This is a genomic window from Nonomuraea sp. AD125B (assembly GCF_041402765.1).
Taxonomy (GTDB): domain Bacteria; phylum Actinomycetota; class Actinomycetes; order Streptosporangiales; family Streptosporangiaceae; genus Nonomuraea; species Nonomuraea bangladeshensis.
Genome location: NZ_JBGLOU010000022.1, coordinates 115,036 through 131,227 on the forward strand (window position 1 = coordinate 115,036; position 16,192 = coordinate 131,227).

Genomic DNA, 16,192 nt, shown 5'->3' on the forward strand with positions numbered 1-16,192 from the left:
ACACCGACAACAGCATCGTGATCGAAGCACCGATCGCGTACGTCTGGGCCAGGACCAACGACCTGCGCTCGTGGACGGACCTGTTCACCGAGTACGCCAAGGTGGAGGTCCTGTCCGAGGAGCCCGGCCACCTCACCTTCAGGCTCACCATGCACCCCGACGAGGAGGGCAGGGTGTGGTCGTGGGTGTCGGAGCGCCGGCTGGACCGGGAGCACTGGACCGTACGGGCTCGGCGGGTGGAGCCCGGACCGTTCCAGTTCATGAACCTCTACTGGACCTACGAGGCGCTCACCCCCGACACCACGCGGCTGCGCTGGGTCCAGGACTTCACCATGCGGCCCGACGCCCCGGTGGACGACGCGGCGATGGAGGCCAGGCTCAACCGCGGGTCGGCCGGGCAGCTCCGGATCATCGCGCAGCGGCTCAAGGCGTCCCGCTCACGTACGCAGAGCTTCGCGGCCACCCGCTCGGTGCGGCAGCGGGGCGGGGACATGCGCACCCTGCTCAACCCGGCCTCGACCGGATGCTCCCACGGCATCTCCGGCGCGGTCGAGCTGGCCCCGGGCGAGCGGGTCAACGAGCACTACCACCCCTACTCGGAGGAGCACCTGTTCGTCGCCGAGGGCACCGTACGGGTCGACATCGACGGCGAACCCCGCACCCTGGGGCCGCGCGAGGCCGTCTTCGTGCCCCGCCAGGTCCGCCACCGGGTGACCAACGTCGGGACCGGCCCGGCGCTGGTGGTCTTCGCGCTCGGCCCGCTCGCCCCCAGCCCGGAGCTGGGGCACGTCGACACCGAGGACGAAGCTCCGGCGGCGACATGAGCCGGCGGGTGGTGGTCACCGGCATCGGGGTGCAGGCCCCCGGAGGGGCGGGGACGGACGCGTTCTGGGCGAGGCTCGTCTCCGGGCGTTCGGCGATCCGCCGGATCAGCACGTTCGATCCGGCCCCGTTCCGCTCCCAGGTGGCGGCGGAGTGCGACTTCGCGCCCGCCGCCTGGGGCCTGACGCCGCGCGAGATCCGGCGCTGCGACCGGTTCGTGCTGCTCGCGCTGGCCGCCGCGCGGGAGGCGGTCGACGACAGCGGCCTCGACCTCGCCGGCGGGGACGCCGGGCCGAAGGTGGGCGTCTGCCTCGGCAGCGCGGTCGGCGCGACGATCCGCCTGGAGGAGGAGTACGTCGTCGCCAGCGACGCCGGCCGGGACTGGACGGTCGCCGCCGACCACAGCCTGCCCTTCCTCTACCAGGCGCTGGTCCCGTCGAGCGCGGTGAGCGAGCTGGCCGCCAGGTACGGGGCCCACGGCCCCGCCCTCATGGTCTCCACCGGCTGCACGTCGGGCATCGACGCCGTCGGGACCGCGTACGAGCTGATCGTCGACGGGGAGGCCGACGTGATGATCGCGGGCGCCTCCGACGCGCCCATCTCGCCCATCACCGTGGCCTGCTTCGACGCGATCCGTGCCACGACGTCCAGGAACGACACCCCGGAGACGGCCTCCAGGCCGTTCGACGCGACCCGCGACGGGTTCGTGCTCGGGGAGGGCAGCGCCGTCCTGGTGCTGGAGGAGCTGGAGCACGCCCGGCGCCGCGGCGCGCGGATCCACTGCGAGGTCGGCGGGTACGCGGGCCGCGCCAACGCCCACCACATGACCGGTCTGCGCCCCGACGGGATCGAGATGAGCGAGGCCATACTCGACGTGCTGCGGCAGGCCCGCATCACCCCCGGCGACCTCGGCTACGTCAGCGCGCACGGCTCCGGCACCAGGCAGAACGACCGGCACGAGACGGCCGCGTTCAAGCGGGCGCTCGGCCCGGCCGCCGCCCGGGTGCCGATCAGCTCGATCAAGTCGGTGGTCGGTCACTCGCTGGGCGCGATCGGGGCCATCGAGATGGCCGCGTGCGCGCTGGCGATCCGGCACCAGGTCGTGCCTCCCACGGCCAACCTGACCACGCCCGACCCCGAGTGCGACCTGGACTACGTGCCGGTGACCGCGCGCGAGCACCCCGTCGGCCACGCCCTGTCGGTCGGGAGCGGGTTCGGCGGGTTCCAGTCCGCCATGGTCGTCTCCGCCCTGGCGGAGTCGTCGAAGGGAAGGGTCGCGTGACGGATCCCGCCTCGCTCGTCATCAGCGGCATCGGCGTCGTCTCGCCGGTCGGCATCGGCGTCGCCGCGCACTGGAAGGGAACCCTGGACCGGCGCTCCGGGATCCAGCCGATCGACGCGGCGCTGTCCGGCGGCAGCGGCATCCGGGTCGCCGGCGTGGTGCCCGACTTCGACCCGGCCGACTTCCTGCCCCGGCGGCTGCAGGTGCAGACCGACCGGTGGTGCTGGATGGGCCTGGCGGCGGCCGAGCTGGCCCTCGCCGACGCCGCGGTCGGCACGTTCGACCCTTACCGGCTCGCGGTGCTGACCGCAGGGTCCGCCGGGGGGAACGAGTACGGCCAGCGGGAGATCCAGGCGCTGTGGCGCGAGGGCCCCCGCGCGGTCAGCGCCTACCAGTCGATCGCCTGGTTCTACGCGGCGCTCGCCGGCCAGGTCTCCATCCGGCACGGCGCGAAGGGGCGCTGCGGCGTGGCGGTCGCCGACGCGGCCGGTGGCCTGCACGCCGCGGCCCAGGCGCGCCGCCTGCTCCTTCGCGGGCAGGCCGATCAGGTGCTGCTGGGGGCGGCCGAGGCGCCGCTGTCGCCGTACGCGCTGGTCTGCCAGTCCTCGCTCGGCCGGCACAGCGGCGCGGACACGGCCAGGGGCGCCTATCTGCCCTTCAGCGAGCGGGCGGCCGGGTCGGTCCCCGGTGAGGGCGGCGCCATGCTGGTCCTGGAGCGGGCGGACACGGCGCGGGCTCGCGGCGCGCAGGTCTACGCCGAGCTGGCCTCCGTGGCGTGCACGCACGACGCCCACCACCCGGCCGACCCGCCGCCGACCGCCGTCCACATGGCCGAGGCCGTCGCGCTCGCGCTCGAACGGGCCGGCGTGGCGCCCGCCGAGGTGGACGTGATCCTCGCCGACGGCGACGGCAACCGGTGCTGGGACGAGCTGGAGGCCGAGGCCCTGGTGTCCGTCCTCGGCGGGCGGGCCCTGGAGGTCCCGCTGGCCGTGCCCAAGACGCTCACCGGCCGGCTGAACTCCGCCTGCGGCGTGCTCGACCTCGCCTGGGCCGCGCTCGCGCTCTTCCACGACGTCGTCCCGCCCGCCCGCGAGGACCTGGACGGCCAGAAGGTCATCGCCGGTCTCGACGTCGTACGCGCCCCGCGCCGGGACGCGAACCTGCGTACGGCGCTCGTCTTCACCCGCGGCGTCGGCGGCTTCAACGCCGCGGCCGTCCTCAGAACGGCTGGAGGCCCGTCATGACGACCGTCGAGCGGCAGGCGGCGGACCGCGTCGCCCTGCCGGCCACCGGCCGGCTGATCGACCTGAGTATGCCCATCGAACCCACCCCCTTCGACCCCGCCGTGATGCGCAAGGAGCTGTGGCGGCACGAGCACGGGGGGCGCCGCATCGGCCGCAAGGCGGCGTTCAACCGCCGGCTGCCCCTCCGGCTCAGGCTGGCCCGTGCCGCCCGGTACGTCGCCGGCGGCCGGCGCATCGGCCCCGGCTGCTTCCCCGACGGCCTGTTCCTGGGCAACGAGGTGCTCACGCTGTCCGTGCACGCCGGTTCGCACGTGGACGCGCCCTTCCACTACGGGCCGCTCACCGGGGACCGGCCGGCGCTGCGGGTGGACCAGATCCCGCTGGAGCGCTGCGTCGGCGCCGGGGTGCTGCTGCGGCTGACCCACAGACTGACCGGCGAAGGGCCGGCGCAGGGCATCACGGCGGCCGACGTCCGGGAGGAGCTGGCCAGGATCGGGCACACGCTGTCGCCCGGCGAGGTCGTCCTGGTGCACACCGGGGCCGACCGCCTCTGGCCGGGCCCGCGCTACTTCACCGCCCATCCCGGCATGACCGTCGAGGCCACCGAGTACCTCCTCGACCAGGGCATCTCGGTCATCGGCGTGGACACGGCGGGCTTCGACCTGCCCGCGCCCGTGATGATCGAGCGCTACTACCGCTCGGGGGACGCGGCGCACCTGTGGCCGTGCCACCTGCTCGGCCGCCGCCGCGAGTTCCTGCAGATCGAGCGGCTCGGCGGGCTCGACCGCCTGCCGCGCCCGACCGGCTTCACGGTCATGTTCCTGCCCATCCACGTCAGCGGCGCGGGCGCCGCCTGGACCCGTCCCGTCGCCATCGTCCCCGAGGAGGACACGTGAAGGTCCTGCTCATCGCCACCAACCGGGAGCGCCGGCCCTCCTTCGCCGTGCCGGCGGGGGTCGCCTACCTCCAGACGGCCCTGATCGACGCCGGGCACGAGGCCCGCATCCTCGACCTCTGCTTCGACCCCGACGACCGCCTGGGGGGCCGGGTCACCGAGGCGATCGGGGAGTACGGGCCCGACCTGATCGGCGTCTCCGTCCGCAACATCGACAACGAGACGTACCTGCAGTACCGCGGCAACCTCGGCGACGTGAAGATCGTGCTGGGGGCGTGCCGCGCGGCCAGCGCCGCGCCGGTCGTGCTCGGCGGGTCGGCCTTCTCGCTGATGCCGGTCGAGATCATGAACGTGCTCGGCGCGGACCTCGGCGTCATCGGCGAGGGCGAGCCCGCCATGGTGGCCATCGCCGACGCGCTCGCCGAGGGCCGGCCGATCACCGACGCGCCCGGCCTGCTGCGGCGCGAGGGCACGCGGGTGTCGGTCTCGGAGCCGGCCCGGGTGAGCGACCCGGGCTCGATCGTGGCGCCGCGCTACTTCGTCCCCGACAGCCGGTACTTCAGCACTCAGGTGGTCGGGCCGCAGCCGACGTACGGGATCCAGACCAAGCGCGGCTGCGCCTTCCGCTGCTCCTACTGCCCGGTGCCCTCGATCGAGGGCAAGCGGTTCAGGCTGCGCTCGCCCGCGCACATCGTGGACGAGATGCGGCACGTCCGCGACCTGGCCGGGGTCAGACGGTTCTTCATCACCGACAGCATCTTCAACCTCCCCAGGCGCCACGCCATCGCCGTGTGCGAGGAGATGGTGGCCGCCGACCTCGGCGTCACCTGGATGGCCTACACCAACCCCCTGCAGTACGACGACGACCTCGCCCTGCTGTTCAAACGGGCCGGCTGCGAGACGCTCAACTTCGGCCTGGACGCCGGCTGCGACGAGATGCTGACCAGCCTCCAGAAGGATTTCACCGTCGCCGACATCGAGAACGCCACGGCGTGCGCCCGGCGGGCCGGCGTCCGGATCATCCACTCGCTGCTGCTGGGCGGGCCGGGCGAGACGGCGGACACCGTGGCGCGCACGCTCGACACGATGGACCGCTGCGCCCCGGACATCCTCACCATCGCCTTCGGCATCCGGGTGTACCCCAAGACCCCGCTGTGGCAGGACATCGGGAGCAGGCCCGGCCGGCCGGACCTCGACATGCTGCAGGCCGTCTTCTACGTGGACGAGGCGCTCGGCCCCGCCGAGTGCCGCACGATCCTCCGGTCGATCGAGGAGTTCGTCGAGACCCACCCCAAGATCATGGTCCGGATGAACTTCGACCCCAAGAACCTGGAGGCGGAGGTCTCCACCAGCTCGTTACGCATCTCCGCGCAGGCTGGCGCAGGAAGGAAGGCACGATGAGCGCGACCGCCGCTCTCCCGTACGCCGCCCGTGACCGCTATCCGGTCATGTGCTACCCCATGCCTTGGGCCCCGCCGCAGTACGAGCGGATCGCCGGGGAAATGGGGCTGGACCGGCCCAGCAGGGCACCACAGCCGGCCGCCATGTACATGCACATCCCGTTCTGTGAATACCTGTGCGGCTTCTGCCCGTTCGTGAAGTACCTCAAGGACGAGGACCGGGTCCGCAAGTACATCGACGATCTCAAGCGCGAGATGGCCATGTACGCGGAGACGCCGTACTTCCGCAGCACCGTCTTCGGCTCCCTCTACATGGGCGGCGGCACCGCGAGCAGCCTGTCGGGCCCGCAGCTCGCCGAGGTCGTCTCCTTCGCCCGCGAGCACTTCACCTTCGCGCCCGACGCGGAGATCACCCTGGAGTCCAGCCCGATCACCATCGACCCCGACAAGTTCGCCGCGGTGCGCGCGGCCGGAGTCAACCGGGTCAGCTTCGGCGTGCAGACCTTCGACAAGGAGATCGGCCAGGCGTCGGACGTGGCCCAGGACGGGGAGACCTCGCTGCGGGTGATCCGGTGGGCACAGGAGGCCGGGATCGACCACATCAGCATCGACCTGATCTACAACCTGCCGGGGCAGGGCGTCGCCCCGCTGCTCACCGACCTCGACATCGCGCTGGACGCCGGGGTCAAGCAGATCACGCTGTTCCCGCTGTCGGTCATGCCGCACACCAAGCTCTTCAGGGACGTCAACGACGGCAGGGCCGGCCGCCCCGGCGACCTCGCCCACGAGCTCGACCTGTGCCGGCGGGCCGGCGAGCACCTGGCCACGCGCGGCCTGCGCCAGACCTCGGTCCCCGACTTCTCCCTGCCGGACGTCGCCTACCGGCACGCCCGCATCCACTTCACCGACTTCGGCGACCTGCTCGGGCTCGGGGCCGGGGCCATGGGCACGGTCAACGAGTACACCTACGTCAACGTGGCCGAGCTCAAGCGCTACACCGAGCTGACCGGGCAGGGCGTGCCGCCGGTCAACGCCGGCCAGCTCACGCCGCACGAGGAGCGGCCGCGCGCGACGCTGGCGATGGGGCTGCGGATGCTCTCCGTCGCCCGCAGGACCTTCCGCGAGCGCCACGGCCAGGAGCCCGAGGACGTCTTCGGCCCGCTGCTCGACGACCTGACCCGCCGCGACCTGCTGGTCTGCGACACCGACGAGATCCGCCTGACCGAGCTGGGGACGCTGTTCGGCTACGACGTGGCCAAGGAGTTCTACTCCGACGACATCAGGGCCCGCGGCCAGAAGCTCGCCGAATCGCTGGCGAGGAAGCGCGACGTGGCCCCCACCGGGCCCGCCACCCCCAAGTAGCCCGTCACCCCCAAGTGGCCCGCCACCCCGAAGGAGCCCGGCGTGAGCACCGCGACGAAACCGTACGACAAGCGTGAACGCATCTGCGTCTCGCACTACCCGCTGCCCGCTGACCCGCCCGACGTCAGCGAGGTGCCGATGCTGATGAACCTGGACTCGCCGTCGACCCGGCCCGGCGAGAAGGCCATGTACATCCACATCCCGTTCTGCGACAAGATCTGCAACTTCTGCCCCTTCAACAAGCAGCTCATGGACGAGTCCAAGCTGGAGAGCTACCTGGTCCGGCTGAAGCGGGAAATCACCATGTACGCGGAGAGCCCGCTGGTCAGGTCGTTCACCTTCGGCTCGCTGGCCATCGGCGGCGGCACGCCGAGCTGCCTGTCGGCCGGGCAGCTGCACGACCTGATCACCCACTGCCGCACGGTGCTGCGCTTCGGCCCGGAGGCGGAGATCAGCGCCGAGGGCAACCCGTCCAACTTCACCGGCGAGAAGCTCGCCGCGGCGCGGGAGGCCGGCTGCAACCGCATCAGCTTCGGCGTCCAGACCTACAACGACCGCTACGCCGGCATGCTGGAGATCCCGCAGGACCCGGCCACCTCCCGCTTGGCGACCCGGGTGGCCCGCGAAGCGGGCTACGACAACGTCGGCATCGACCTGATCTACAACCTCCCCGAGCAGACCCTCGACGAGTGGCGGGCCGACATCGAGGAGGCCATCGACTGGCGCTACGACCACGTCACGCTGTTCTCCCTCATCATCCCGCCGTTCACCCGGCTGTTCTCGAAGATCGACACCAAGCGGCTCAGGCCGCCGGGGGACCACGACCACGAGGTCGCGATGTACCGCCTGGCCGCGGGCATGCTGCGCGAGGCCGGCTACGAGCAGTACTCCGTCTACGACTTCGCGCTGCCCGGAAAGATCAACAAGCACGCCGTGCTCTACTTCTCCGAGCAGCAGGACCTGCTCGGCGTCGGCGCCGCCGCCTTCGGCTACCTCGGCAAGTACATGTACGTCAACAAGGGTCCCCTGGCCGACTACCAGGGCGCCGTCGACCAGGGCGAGCTGCCCGTGCTGATCGGCTCCCGCGCCGACCGCGAGGAGGAGATGTGCGGGACCATGGCCAAGGGCCTGCGGCTGTTCAGCGTCTCCCGGCGCAGGTTCCGCTCCCTGTTCGGCTGCGACCCCACCGACGTGTTCGGCGAGAAGATCGACAGGCTGGCCGCGCAGGGCCTGCTGGAGGTCACCGACGAGGAGATCCGCCTCACCGAGGACGGCGTCTTCTGGGGCAACAACGTCTGCCGCGAGTTCTTCTCCGCCCGCTACACCGAGATCGAGGCGATCCCCCGCGAGGTGCTCGCCCGCGGGCGGCTCATGAAGGCCGGGCAGGCCGCGCCCAGGCGCATCAGGGACTGATCGGAGAACGGCGATGAAGTCGAAGAACGTGCTCGGGATCTGCGGCTCGCCGAAGACGACCGCCAAGAGCGCCAGCGAGTTCCTGTGCAGGGAGGCGCTCAAGGGCGCCGAGGAGGTGGGCGCGCAGACACGGCTCGTCCGCCTGGTCGACTACCCGATTGTGGACTGCGACGGCTGCGGCGACTGCATGAACCGCACCCAGTGCCACCTGTTCAAGCACCCCGACGACCGCTACACCCGGCTGTACAAGGAGGTCCGCTGGGCGGACGCCTTCGTCTTCGCCTCCCCGGTCTACGCGCTCGGCCTGCCCTTCACCTGGAAGCAGTGGCTGGACCGGTGCGAACCGGCCGACGAGGACGACCTGGAGTACCAGTACTACAACTACGAGGTCGCCGCCGACGTCAAGGGCAAGGCGTTCCAGGGCAAGGTCGCCGGGCAGATCATCACCTCCGGCGGCATCGGCCAGGAGTGGGCGATGGCCCAGCTCATGCCCCTCTGGACGAACGTCAAGCTGTCCGTGGTGATCAGCGTCGGGCTCAGCCTCATCGAGTTCGACGAGCAGCCGGGCATCAGGACCAAGCCCTGGGGCGTGGGCGTGGACAACGCCGAGTTCGCCGTCGAGATCGCCCGGCAGGTCGGCCGCCGGGTGACCGCCGCCATCGGGTTCTCCACCTTCAACGTCCACGGCGCCTCGCCGCGGCTCGGCGGCTCCGAGGGCCGCGACTGCACCGAACAGCTCGGCCTGCTGAGCGACCTGACCGACCGGCCCTTCGCGCTGCCCGAGGGCGGCGGCCTCAGTCCGTACGTGCTCGTCATCGCCGGCCAGGACAAGAGCGAGGAGGCGGTACGCCGCATCGAGGCGATACTCAAGCGCGTCCCGGGGCTCGACGTGCGGCTGGTCGCCGTGGTGGACCAGTTGCCGCACTTCATCACCCGCGACTTCGTCAAGGAGCGGATCGCCGAGCAGAAGCACCAGGTGCCCGTACTGGTCGACTGGGACCGCGCCTTCGCCCAGGAGCTGGGCCTGGCGGCGAACGTCGACCCGCACGTCGTCCTGCTCACCCCCGAAGGACGGCTGCGCAGGGCGATCACCGGCACCAACACCACCCGGGAGATCGTCACCGAGATCGAGGAGATCGTCAGGGAGATGCGCAGCCTGAACCTGTCCGTGGCCAACCGAGGAGCACGGCCATGATGCCGACCACCTGGAAACTCCCCACCACCTGCGACGCCGTGGAGCTGTCCGACGGCGCCCGGCTCTTCTACCGCGTGTCGGGGCCGGAGACCGCCGCGCCGCCCGTCGTGTTCCTGCACGGCAACCGCGACAACCACACCCACTTCGCCGAGCTGATCTCGCTGCTCGACCCGGCGCTGCGCTGCCTCGCGCTCGACCTGCGCGGGCACGGCCTGTCGTCCAAGGAGGACCACCCGCTGTCGGCCGGCCAGTGCGCCGCCGACGTGATCGAGGTGCTGGACCACCTCGGCTGGGACCAGGTCATCCTGGTCGGGCACTCCCTCGGCTCCGTCACCGCCATGGTGCTGGCGCTGGAGCACCCCGAGCGGGTCGCGGGCCTCGTCCTCATGGGCTCGGCCGCGCACTACGAGATGAAGTGGAAACGCCCGGAGGTGACCGAGGAGACCTACCGCCAGGTCATCGAGGAGTCCAACAAGCGCGCCGGGCCCTTCTTCTTCCTCGACGGCTACCCCGAGGTGGCGAACCGGGTCATCGCGAGCTGGTCATGGGTGCCCTTCTCCGTGCACCGCAACCTCATCCAGCTCACCCACCCCGACCTGCGCGAACGCGTACAGAAGATCGGCGCGCCGACCCTCGTCGTGGCCGGCGAGCTGGACCGCAGCACGCCCGTGGAGAGCGCGCGCCACCTGGCCGAGACGATCCCCGACGCGCGCCTGCACGTGGTTCCTGGAACCGGTCACTTCATGTTCATGGAAAAGCCCGTACCTGTGGCGGCGACGATCGCAGAATTCCTGGGGGTCCCGCTCGGCGCCTCCGGAGGCTGCGGCTCCGGATGCGGCTGCGGGTCCTGATCCTGAACCCTGCCCCGCCCGTACCCGAGGAACTGGTCCGATGACACGAGCTGAACCAAGTCGCGGCGCCGCGCCCGGCGCCGACCTCAGGCCGGCCGGCCTGCTGACCACGGAACGCGGCCGGGCGCTGGCCGTCCTGTCCGGCGCCGTCCTGGTGCAGTGGGCCGCCATGATGTCGGTCTTCCCGGCGCTTCCGTCGATCTCCGGCGCCCTCCGGATCGGCCCGGACGCGCTCGGCCTGGTGATGATGGTGTCGTCGCTGCTCATGACCGCACTCAACGTCCCGGCCGGCGTGGCCGCCGACCGCCGCGGGCGCAGGCCCGTCATCGTCGCCGGCCTCGCCCTCAGCGCCCTCGGCGTGCTGGTGTCCGCGCTGTGGGCGGCGGCCTGGCCGTTCCTGGCCGGCTGGGTGATCTTCGGCATCGGCCGCGGCCTGTTCACCTCGCCGGCCTTCACCGTCCCCGCCGACACCTACGGGCCGCAGGAGCGGGGCAAGGCCATCGGCATCCTGGCCGGCGCCATCGGGGCCGGCTCCGTGCTCGGCTACGTGGCCGGCGGCCTGGCGCTGACCGTCGCCACCTGGCAGACGGTGCTGATGGCGGACGCCGTGCTGCTCGTGGCGGCGTGCGCGCTGACCTGGTTCGCGCTGCCGGAGACGGCCAGGGAGCTGCACGCGGCGCCGCTGCGGACCGCGCTCGCCCAGACCTTCGCCTGGTACCGGCGGCGCGTGGTGCTGCTGTCCGGCGTCGTGGCGGGCCTGTCGTTCGCCGTCGGCGTCGCGGCGACCTTCCTCGTCCCGTTCAGCCTGGCCGGGCTGGCCGCCTCGCCGTTCGTGATCGCGCTGGTGTTCGTCCCGTACGAGGTGATGGCCTCCGCCGGCACCGTGCTCGCCGGGGCCGTCTCCGACAAGGTGGGGCGGCGGCTCCCGCTGCTGCTGGCGCTGCTGCTCGTCGCGGTGGCCCTGGCCGGCCTGCCGGTCGCCGGGGTCACCGTGTGGAGCGTGGCCCTGGTCTACGCCTTCGTCGGTCTCGCCGAAGGACCGGTCATCTCGCTGTCGACGACCATGGTCACCGACGACGTGCTCAAGGCCGACCCGCGCCGCGTGGGCGCGGCGCTGGGCGCCAACCGGCTCGTCCAGGGCCTCGGCCCGATCCTCGGCCCGGCGGCGGGCGGCCTGCTCGCCGAGCGGGCCGGGCTGGGCGCGCGCTACTGGATCCTGGCCGCGGTGCTGGCCGCGACCGCGGTCCTGGCCGCGTTCCTGCCCGAGACCTGGGCGGGGAAGGAGGCCGCGCGATGACGGACCTGGTGGAGGAGCTGCGCGCCGCGCTGGCCGGCGCATCGGTGCCCGAGCTGCGCCGCAGGACCGAACGGCTCTGGCAGCAGCGGCAGGATCGGGCCGGCGAGCTGTTCGACGCCCTCGTGACGCTCTGGAGCCGGTCGCCGTCGGACGGTGAGCGCGAGATCCGCATGGGCATCGCCATGCTGCTCGGCGCCGTGGCGGTGAAGGAGCGGGCCGCCCTGGAGGTCATGACCACGGCCTGCGCCGACGACCCCGACTGGCGGGTGCAGGAGGCACTGGCCAAGGGGCTCGACCGGCACTGCGCGCTGCGGGGCTGGCAGGAGAGCGTGCCCCTCCTGGAGTCCTGGCTCACCCACGCGCACCCCCACGTCCGCCGGGCGGCGGCCGAGGGGCCCCGCGTGTGGACCGGCCGGCCCTACTTCGCCGACCACCCCGACCAGGCGCTGCGGCTGCTCGGCCTGGTCCGGGCCGACGAGAGCTCCTACGTACGCAAGTCCGCCGCGAACGCCCTCAGCGACATCAGCAAGAAACACCCCGAGCTGGTCCTCGCCACGCTGTCCGGCTGGACGCGCACGGACCCCGCCGGCGCCTGGACCATCAAGAACGCCTGCAGGCACCTGTCCAAGTCCCACCCCGACGAAACCGCCAGAGTCCTGGCCGAACTGCGGGAGTGATCCGATTGCCGCTCACCTTCGGCAGCTTCAACCTGCCCACCTTCGACCCCGGCGCCGACGGTCCGCCCGACCGGATGCTCGCCCGCGTCCAGTCGCTCGCCGTCCTGGCGGAGGACCTCGGGTTCCACAGCGTCTGGCTGGCCGAGCACCACTTCCAGCCGCACGGCGGGATCCTGTCGGCCCCCGACGTCCTGCTGGCCGCGCTCGCCGCCCGGACCCGGCGCATCCGGCTCGGCCTCGGCGTCGTCCAGATCCCCTACCACCACCCGCTGTCGGTCGCCGAGCGGGTCGCCACCCTCGACCAGGTGAGCGGCGGACGCCTCGAACTGGGGCTCGGCAGGGCGTTCCTGAAGTGCGAGTACGACGGGTTCGGCGTCCCCATGGAGGAGAGCCGGGCCCGCTTCGCCGAGAACAGCGAGATCCTGCTCCGGGCCCTGCGAGGGGAGACCTTCGCCCACGAGGGCCGGTTCTTCCGCTTCCCCGAGCTGCGGGTGGAGCCCCGGTGCCTGCAACGTCCGCACCCGCCGGTGTGGGTGGCCGCCGCCACGACGCCGGAGACGTTCACCTGGGCGGGGGAGAACGCGCACCACCTGATGATCGCGCCGCTGCTCTCGCCCGACCTGGCCTCGCTGGCGGAGAAGATCGGCCTGTACTTCGCCGCCAGGGAACGGGCCGGCCACGACCCCGCGACCGGCCGGGTGCTGATGAACGTGCACGTCCACGTGGACGACACCTTCGACGCCGCCTTCGACACCGCCGCCCCCCACGTGCTGCGCTACGTCGCCGAGACGCGGGCGGCCGGGGCGTCGACCATCGCCTCGTTCAAGCGCGACGGCGTGCCCCGCGACTTCACCCACTACCCCGCCCTCGGCATGCGCTGGGGCGGCTTCACCCCCGAGGACGCGGCCGACAAGGGCACGATCGTCGTGGGCGCCCCCGACGACTGCGCCGCCAAGCTGGCCGAACTCATCGACAACCTGCACGTCACCACGGTCGCCGGCACGTTCGACTTCGGGCAGCCGATCGAGACGGTGGAGCGGTCGATGCGGCTCTTCGCGGAGAAGGTCGTCCCCCAGCTCACCGGGGAGGAGGCGGCCTGAGATGGGGGCCCGACGACCGCCGTTGCCGTTCCGCGCCGCCCTGCGGGTCCGCGGCGCGCTGCCCCTGCTCGGCCTGCGTCGCGGCGAGCCGCTCCTGCCACGCCTGGTCTTCATGGGCGCCGACCCCGGGGAGGCACTCGACGCGCTGCGCGCCATCCGGTCGCCCGGCGCGTGGTGCTCCGTCTGGGAACGGCTCGCAGAGCGGCACGAGCGGACGGGCCGCGCGCTCGCCGCGGACGGCGACCGCGTCACCGCCGCCGAATCTCTCCAGCGGGCCGTGGCCTGCTACCGCGCCGCCGAGTACATGGAGTTCCAGCCCGCGGAACGTGCCCGCCTCTGGCGGCGGCTCGTGGCGGCCGGGACGGCGGCCGGCGACCTGCTGAGCCCGCCCGCCCGGCGGCTGGAGATCCCCGTGGACGGCGTCGCCGTCCCCGTCACCCTCCGCGTGCCCGCCGGCGGGCGGCCCGCTCCCTGCGTGCTCACCCTCGGCGGGGTGGACGGGGTGAAGGAGGAGTTCCACCGCATCTCCGAGGCGTACGTGGCCCGCGGCTGGGCCGCCGCCGCCCTCGACCTGCCGGGGCAGGGCGAGCTGCGCCGCTTCCACGACGTGCCGTGGCGGGCCGACGCCGAGGTGGTGATCTCCACGGTGCTGGACGCGCTCACCCGGCTGCCCGACCTGGACGCGGACCGGATCGCCGTGGTCGGCGGCAGCGCGGGGGGCTACTTCGCGCTCCGCGCGGCGGCGGCCGACCGGCGGGTCGCGGCCTGCGCGGTCATCTCGGCCCCCCTGGACCTCCTGGAGGTCCACCGCGTCGCGCCCCCGCCCATCCCGCAGACCATGGAGTACAACCTCGGGCTGTCCGGCCGCCGGGCCGTGGCCGCGCTCGGCGCGTTCCATGTGGACGAGGTCCTGCCCGGCATCTCCTGCCCGGTGCTGCAGATCCACGGCGGCGCGGACCGGACGGTGCCGTGGCCGCACGCGCGCCGGCTGCGGGAGGCGCTGGGGGAGCGGCTCACGGTGCTCTTCCTGGAGGACGGCGACCACATGTGCTTCAACCGCCTCCCGGAGTGGGAGGCCCGGCTACGGTCGTGGCTGAGCACGGTCCTGGACGGGCGCGGTGCCGCCGAGGTGCCGGCTCGCTCACTGAGCGGGGAGGGCGCGGCGTGAGCGGGCTCACCGAACTCGCCGCCGTCCCCCCGGCGCACGCCGGCAACGGGGCGGCCGACCCGGCCCGCGCCTGGGTGAACGGCCTGCTCGACGCCGGGTCCTTCGTCGAGTTCGGCGCCCACGGCCGGCACCGGGAGACGGCACTCGGCATGCCGCACCGGCGCCCCGCCGGCGACGGCGTCCTGGCCGGGCTCGGGCGGCTGGACGGGCGGCCGGTCGCCGCGTACGCGCAGAACCCCCACCAGCTCGGCGGCACCCTCGGCGAGATCCACGGCGAGAAGATGGCCCGGGTCCTGGAGCACGCGCTACGCGGCCGCATGCCGGTGGTCGGCGCCATCAGCTCGGGCGGCGCCCGCATCCAGGAGGGCGTGGGCGCCCTCGACGCCTACGCGGCCGTCTTCCGGCTCAACGTCGCGTTGTCCGGCCGGGTCCCGCAGGTCAGCGTGGTGCTCGGCGCCTGCGCCGGGGGCGCCGTCTACTCGCCCGCGCTCACCGACGTCGTGATCATGACCAAGGACCGCTCCTCCATGTTCCTCACCGGCCCGCGCGTCGTCCAGGCCGTGACGAAGGAGCAGGTCACCCCGGCCGAACTCGGCGGCTCCCAGGTGCACGCCACCCAGTCGGGCGTCGTCCACCTGGTCGCGGACGACGTGCCGGACGCGATGGCCCAGGCCAGGAGGCTCCTGTCGTTCCTGCCCGGGTCGTGCTGGGAGCTCCCGCCGCCCGCCGCCCCCGAACCTCCGGGCGCACTGCCCGGCGTGCCGCGCGACGGGCGCAAGGCGTACGACGTGCGCGGCGTCATCCGGGGGCTGGCCGACGGCGCCCACTTCCTCGAACTCCAGCCGCGCTACGCCCCGAACCTGGTGACCGGGTTCGCCCGGCTGGCCGGTCACCCGGTCGGGGTCGTCGCCAACCAGCCCCTCCGGCTGGCCGGCGTCATCGACGCCCGCGCGGCCGAGAAGGGCGCACGGTTCGTCCGGATGTGCGATGCCTTCGGCGTCCCGCTGCTCGTCCTCGTGGACACGCCGGGCTTCCTGCCGGGACGCCGCCAGGAGGCCGAAGGCGTCATCAGGCGCGGGGCGAAGCTGCTGTTCGCCTTCTCCGAGGCCACGGTGCCGCGCGTCACCGTGATCCTGCGCAAGGCCTACGGCGGGGCGTACATCGTGATGAACTCCCGCAACCTCGGCGCCGACGCGGTCCTCGCCTGGCCCGGCGCCGAGATCGCCGTGATGGGCGAGGAGTCGGCCGTCGAGGTGGTGTTCCACCGCGAGCTCGCCGCCGACCCGGCGGCCCGGCCGCACCTGCTCGACCGCTACCGCGCCGCCGGCGTGGGCGGCGACCGGGCACTGGAACGGATGTGCGTGGACCGCGAGGTCACGCCGGACGACACCCGGCAGGAGCTCGTACGGACGTTCGCGGCCCTGCTGCCGTCCCTGCGGCCCGGCTTCCGCCACGACAACCTGCCCCAGTGAGCCAGGAAGGAGCC

The 16,192-nt window shown here is 72.9% G+C and carries 14 protein-coding genes; all 14 read left to right on the forward strand.

The features are described 5' to 3' along the window. Positions 1-17: 17 nt before the first annotated feature. Genes ACBR40_RS41600 through ACBR40_RS41665 form a run of 14 tightly spaced genes read left to right on the forward strand, consistent with a single transcriptional unit; the run spans position 18 to position 16,178 of the window. The gene (locus tag ACBR40_RS41600) at positions 18-824 is read left to right on the forward strand and encodes a cupin domain-containing protein (protein ID WP_371252279.1); all 807 of its coding nucleotides are present in this window, start codon (positions 18-20) and stop codon (positions 822-824) included. Further along, positions 821-2,104, forward strand: coding sequence for a beta-ketoacyl synthase (locus ACBR40_RS41605; protein ID WP_371252280.1), 1,284 nt, complete (start codon positions 821-823; stop codon positions 2,102-2,104). The genes ACBR40_RS41600 and ACBR40_RS41605 overlap by 4 nt, the downstream gene beginning before the upstream one ends. Then, positions 2,101-3,348: a beta-ketoacyl synthase N-terminal-like domain-containing protein gene (locus ACBR40_RS41610; RefSeq protein WP_371252281.1), complete on the forward strand. Its 1,248-nt coding sequence runs from the start codon at positions 2,101-2,103 to the stop codon at positions 3,346-3,348. Before ACBR40_RS41605 ends, ACBR40_RS41610 begins: the two co-directional genes overlap by 4 nt. Then, positions 3,345-4,244, forward strand: coding sequence for a cyclase family protein (locus ACBR40_RS41615; protein ID WP_344213100.1), 900 nt, complete (start codon positions 3,345-3,347; stop codon positions 4,242-4,244). The genes ACBR40_RS41610 and ACBR40_RS41615 overlap by 4 nt, the downstream gene beginning before the upstream one ends. Beyond that, on the forward strand, positions 4,241-5,644 hold the full coding sequence (locus ACBR40_RS41620; protein WP_371252282.1) for a radical SAM protein: 1,404 nt from the start codon (positions 4,241-4,243) through the stop codon (positions 5,642-5,644). The genes ACBR40_RS41615 and ACBR40_RS41620 overlap by 4 nt, the downstream gene beginning before the upstream one ends. After that, a complete protein-coding gene (locus ACBR40_RS41625; RefSeq protein ID WP_371252283.1) occupies positions 5,641-7,005 on the forward strand; it encodes a coproporphyrinogen-III oxidase family protein in 1,365 nt (454 codons plus the stop codon). Before ACBR40_RS41620 ends, ACBR40_RS41625 begins: the two co-directional genes overlap by 4 nt. A gap of 42 nt (positions 7,006-7,047) precedes the next feature. Next, complete coding sequence (gene hemW, locus ACBR40_RS41630; RefSeq protein WP_371252284.1) at positions 7,048-8,418, forward strand: radical SAM family heme chaperone HemW; 1,371 nt, start codon at positions 7,048-7,050, stop codon at positions 8,416-8,418. 13 nt (positions 8,419-8,431) lie between these two features. Next, positions 8,432-9,613: an NAD(P)H-dependent oxidoreductase gene (locus ACBR40_RS41635; RefSeq protein ID WP_344213092.1), complete on the forward strand. Its 1,182-nt coding sequence runs from the start codon at positions 8,432-8,434 to the stop codon at positions 9,611-9,613. Further along, complete coding sequence (locus ACBR40_RS41640) at positions 9,610-10,464, forward strand: alpha/beta fold hydrolase (protein WP_371252285.1); 855 nt, start codon at positions 9,610-9,612, stop codon at positions 10,462-10,464. The genes ACBR40_RS41635 and ACBR40_RS41640 overlap by 4 nt, the downstream gene beginning before the upstream one ends. 40 nt (positions 10,465-10,504) lie before the next feature. Then, positions 10,505-11,761: an MFS transporter gene (locus ACBR40_RS41645; protein WP_371252287.1), complete on the forward strand. Its 1,257-nt coding sequence runs from the start codon at positions 10,505-10,507 to the stop codon at positions 11,759-11,761. Beyond that, the gene (locus tag ACBR40_RS41650; protein WP_371252288.1) at positions 11,758-12,438 is read left to right on the forward strand and encodes a DNA alkylation repair protein; all 681 of its coding nucleotides are present in this window, start codon (positions 11,758-11,760) and stop codon (positions 12,436-12,438) included. Before ACBR40_RS41645 ends, ACBR40_RS41650 begins: the two co-directional genes overlap by 4 nt. Then, entirely contained in the window at positions 12,435-13,538 is a 1,104-nt protein-coding gene (locus ACBR40_RS41655) for an LLM class flavin-dependent oxidoreductase (protein ID WP_371252289.1), read from the forward strand. Before ACBR40_RS41650 ends, ACBR40_RS41655 begins: the two co-directional genes overlap by 4 nt. A 1-nt stretch (position 13,539) precedes the next feature. Continuing rightward, positions 13,540-14,706 (forward strand): alpha/beta fold hydrolase, encoded by a 1,167-nt coding sequence (locus ACBR40_RS41660; RefSeq protein WP_344213082.1) that lies wholly within the window; start codon positions 13,540-13,542, stop codon positions 14,704-14,706. Further along, complete coding sequence (locus tag ACBR40_RS41665; protein WP_371252290.1) at positions 14,703-16,178, forward strand: acyl-CoA carboxylase subunit beta; 1,476 nt, start codon at positions 14,703-14,705, stop codon at positions 16,176-16,178. Before ACBR40_RS41660 ends, ACBR40_RS41665 begins: the two co-directional genes overlap by 4 nt. Positions 16,179-16,192 lie beyond the last annotated feature (14 nt).

What these genes read in the sequence shown, in the direction of transcription:
- ACBR40_RS41650 (WP_371252288.1), top strand. Translation starts at nt 11,758, where the DNA reads ATGACGGACCTGGTGGAGGAGCTGCGCGCCGCGCTGGCCGGCGCATCG.
- ACBR40_RS41615 (WP_344213100.1), top strand. Translation starts at nt 3,345, where the DNA reads ATGACGACCGTCGAGCGGCAGGCGGCGGACCGCGTCGCCCTGCCGGCC.
- ACBR40_RS41625 (WP_371252283.1), top strand. Translation starts at nt 5,641, where the DNA reads ATGAGCGCGACCGCCGCTCTCCCGTACGCCGCCCGTGACCGCTATCCG.
- ACBR40_RS41635 (WP_344213092.1), top strand. Translation starts at nt 8,432, where the DNA reads ATGAAGTCGAAGAACGTGCTCGGGATCTGCGGCTCGCCGAAGACGACC.
- ACBR40_RS41605 (WP_371252280.1), top strand. Translation starts at nt 821, where the DNA reads ATGAGCCGGCGGGTGGTGGTCACCGGCATCGGGGTGCAGGCCCCCGGA.
- ACBR40_RS41640 (WP_371252285.1), top strand. Translation starts at nt 9,610, where the DNA reads ATGATGCCGACCACCTGGAAACTCCCCACCACCTGCGACGCCGTGGAG.
- ACBR40_RS41660 (WP_344213082.1), top strand. Translation starts at nt 13,540, where the DNA reads ATGGGGGCCCGACGACCGCCGTTGCCGTTCCGCGCCGCCCTGCGGGTC.
- ACBR40_RS41645 (WP_371252287.1), top strand. Translation starts at nt 10,505, where the DNA reads ATGACACGAGCTGAACCAAGTCGCGGCGCCGCGCCCGGCGCCGACCTC.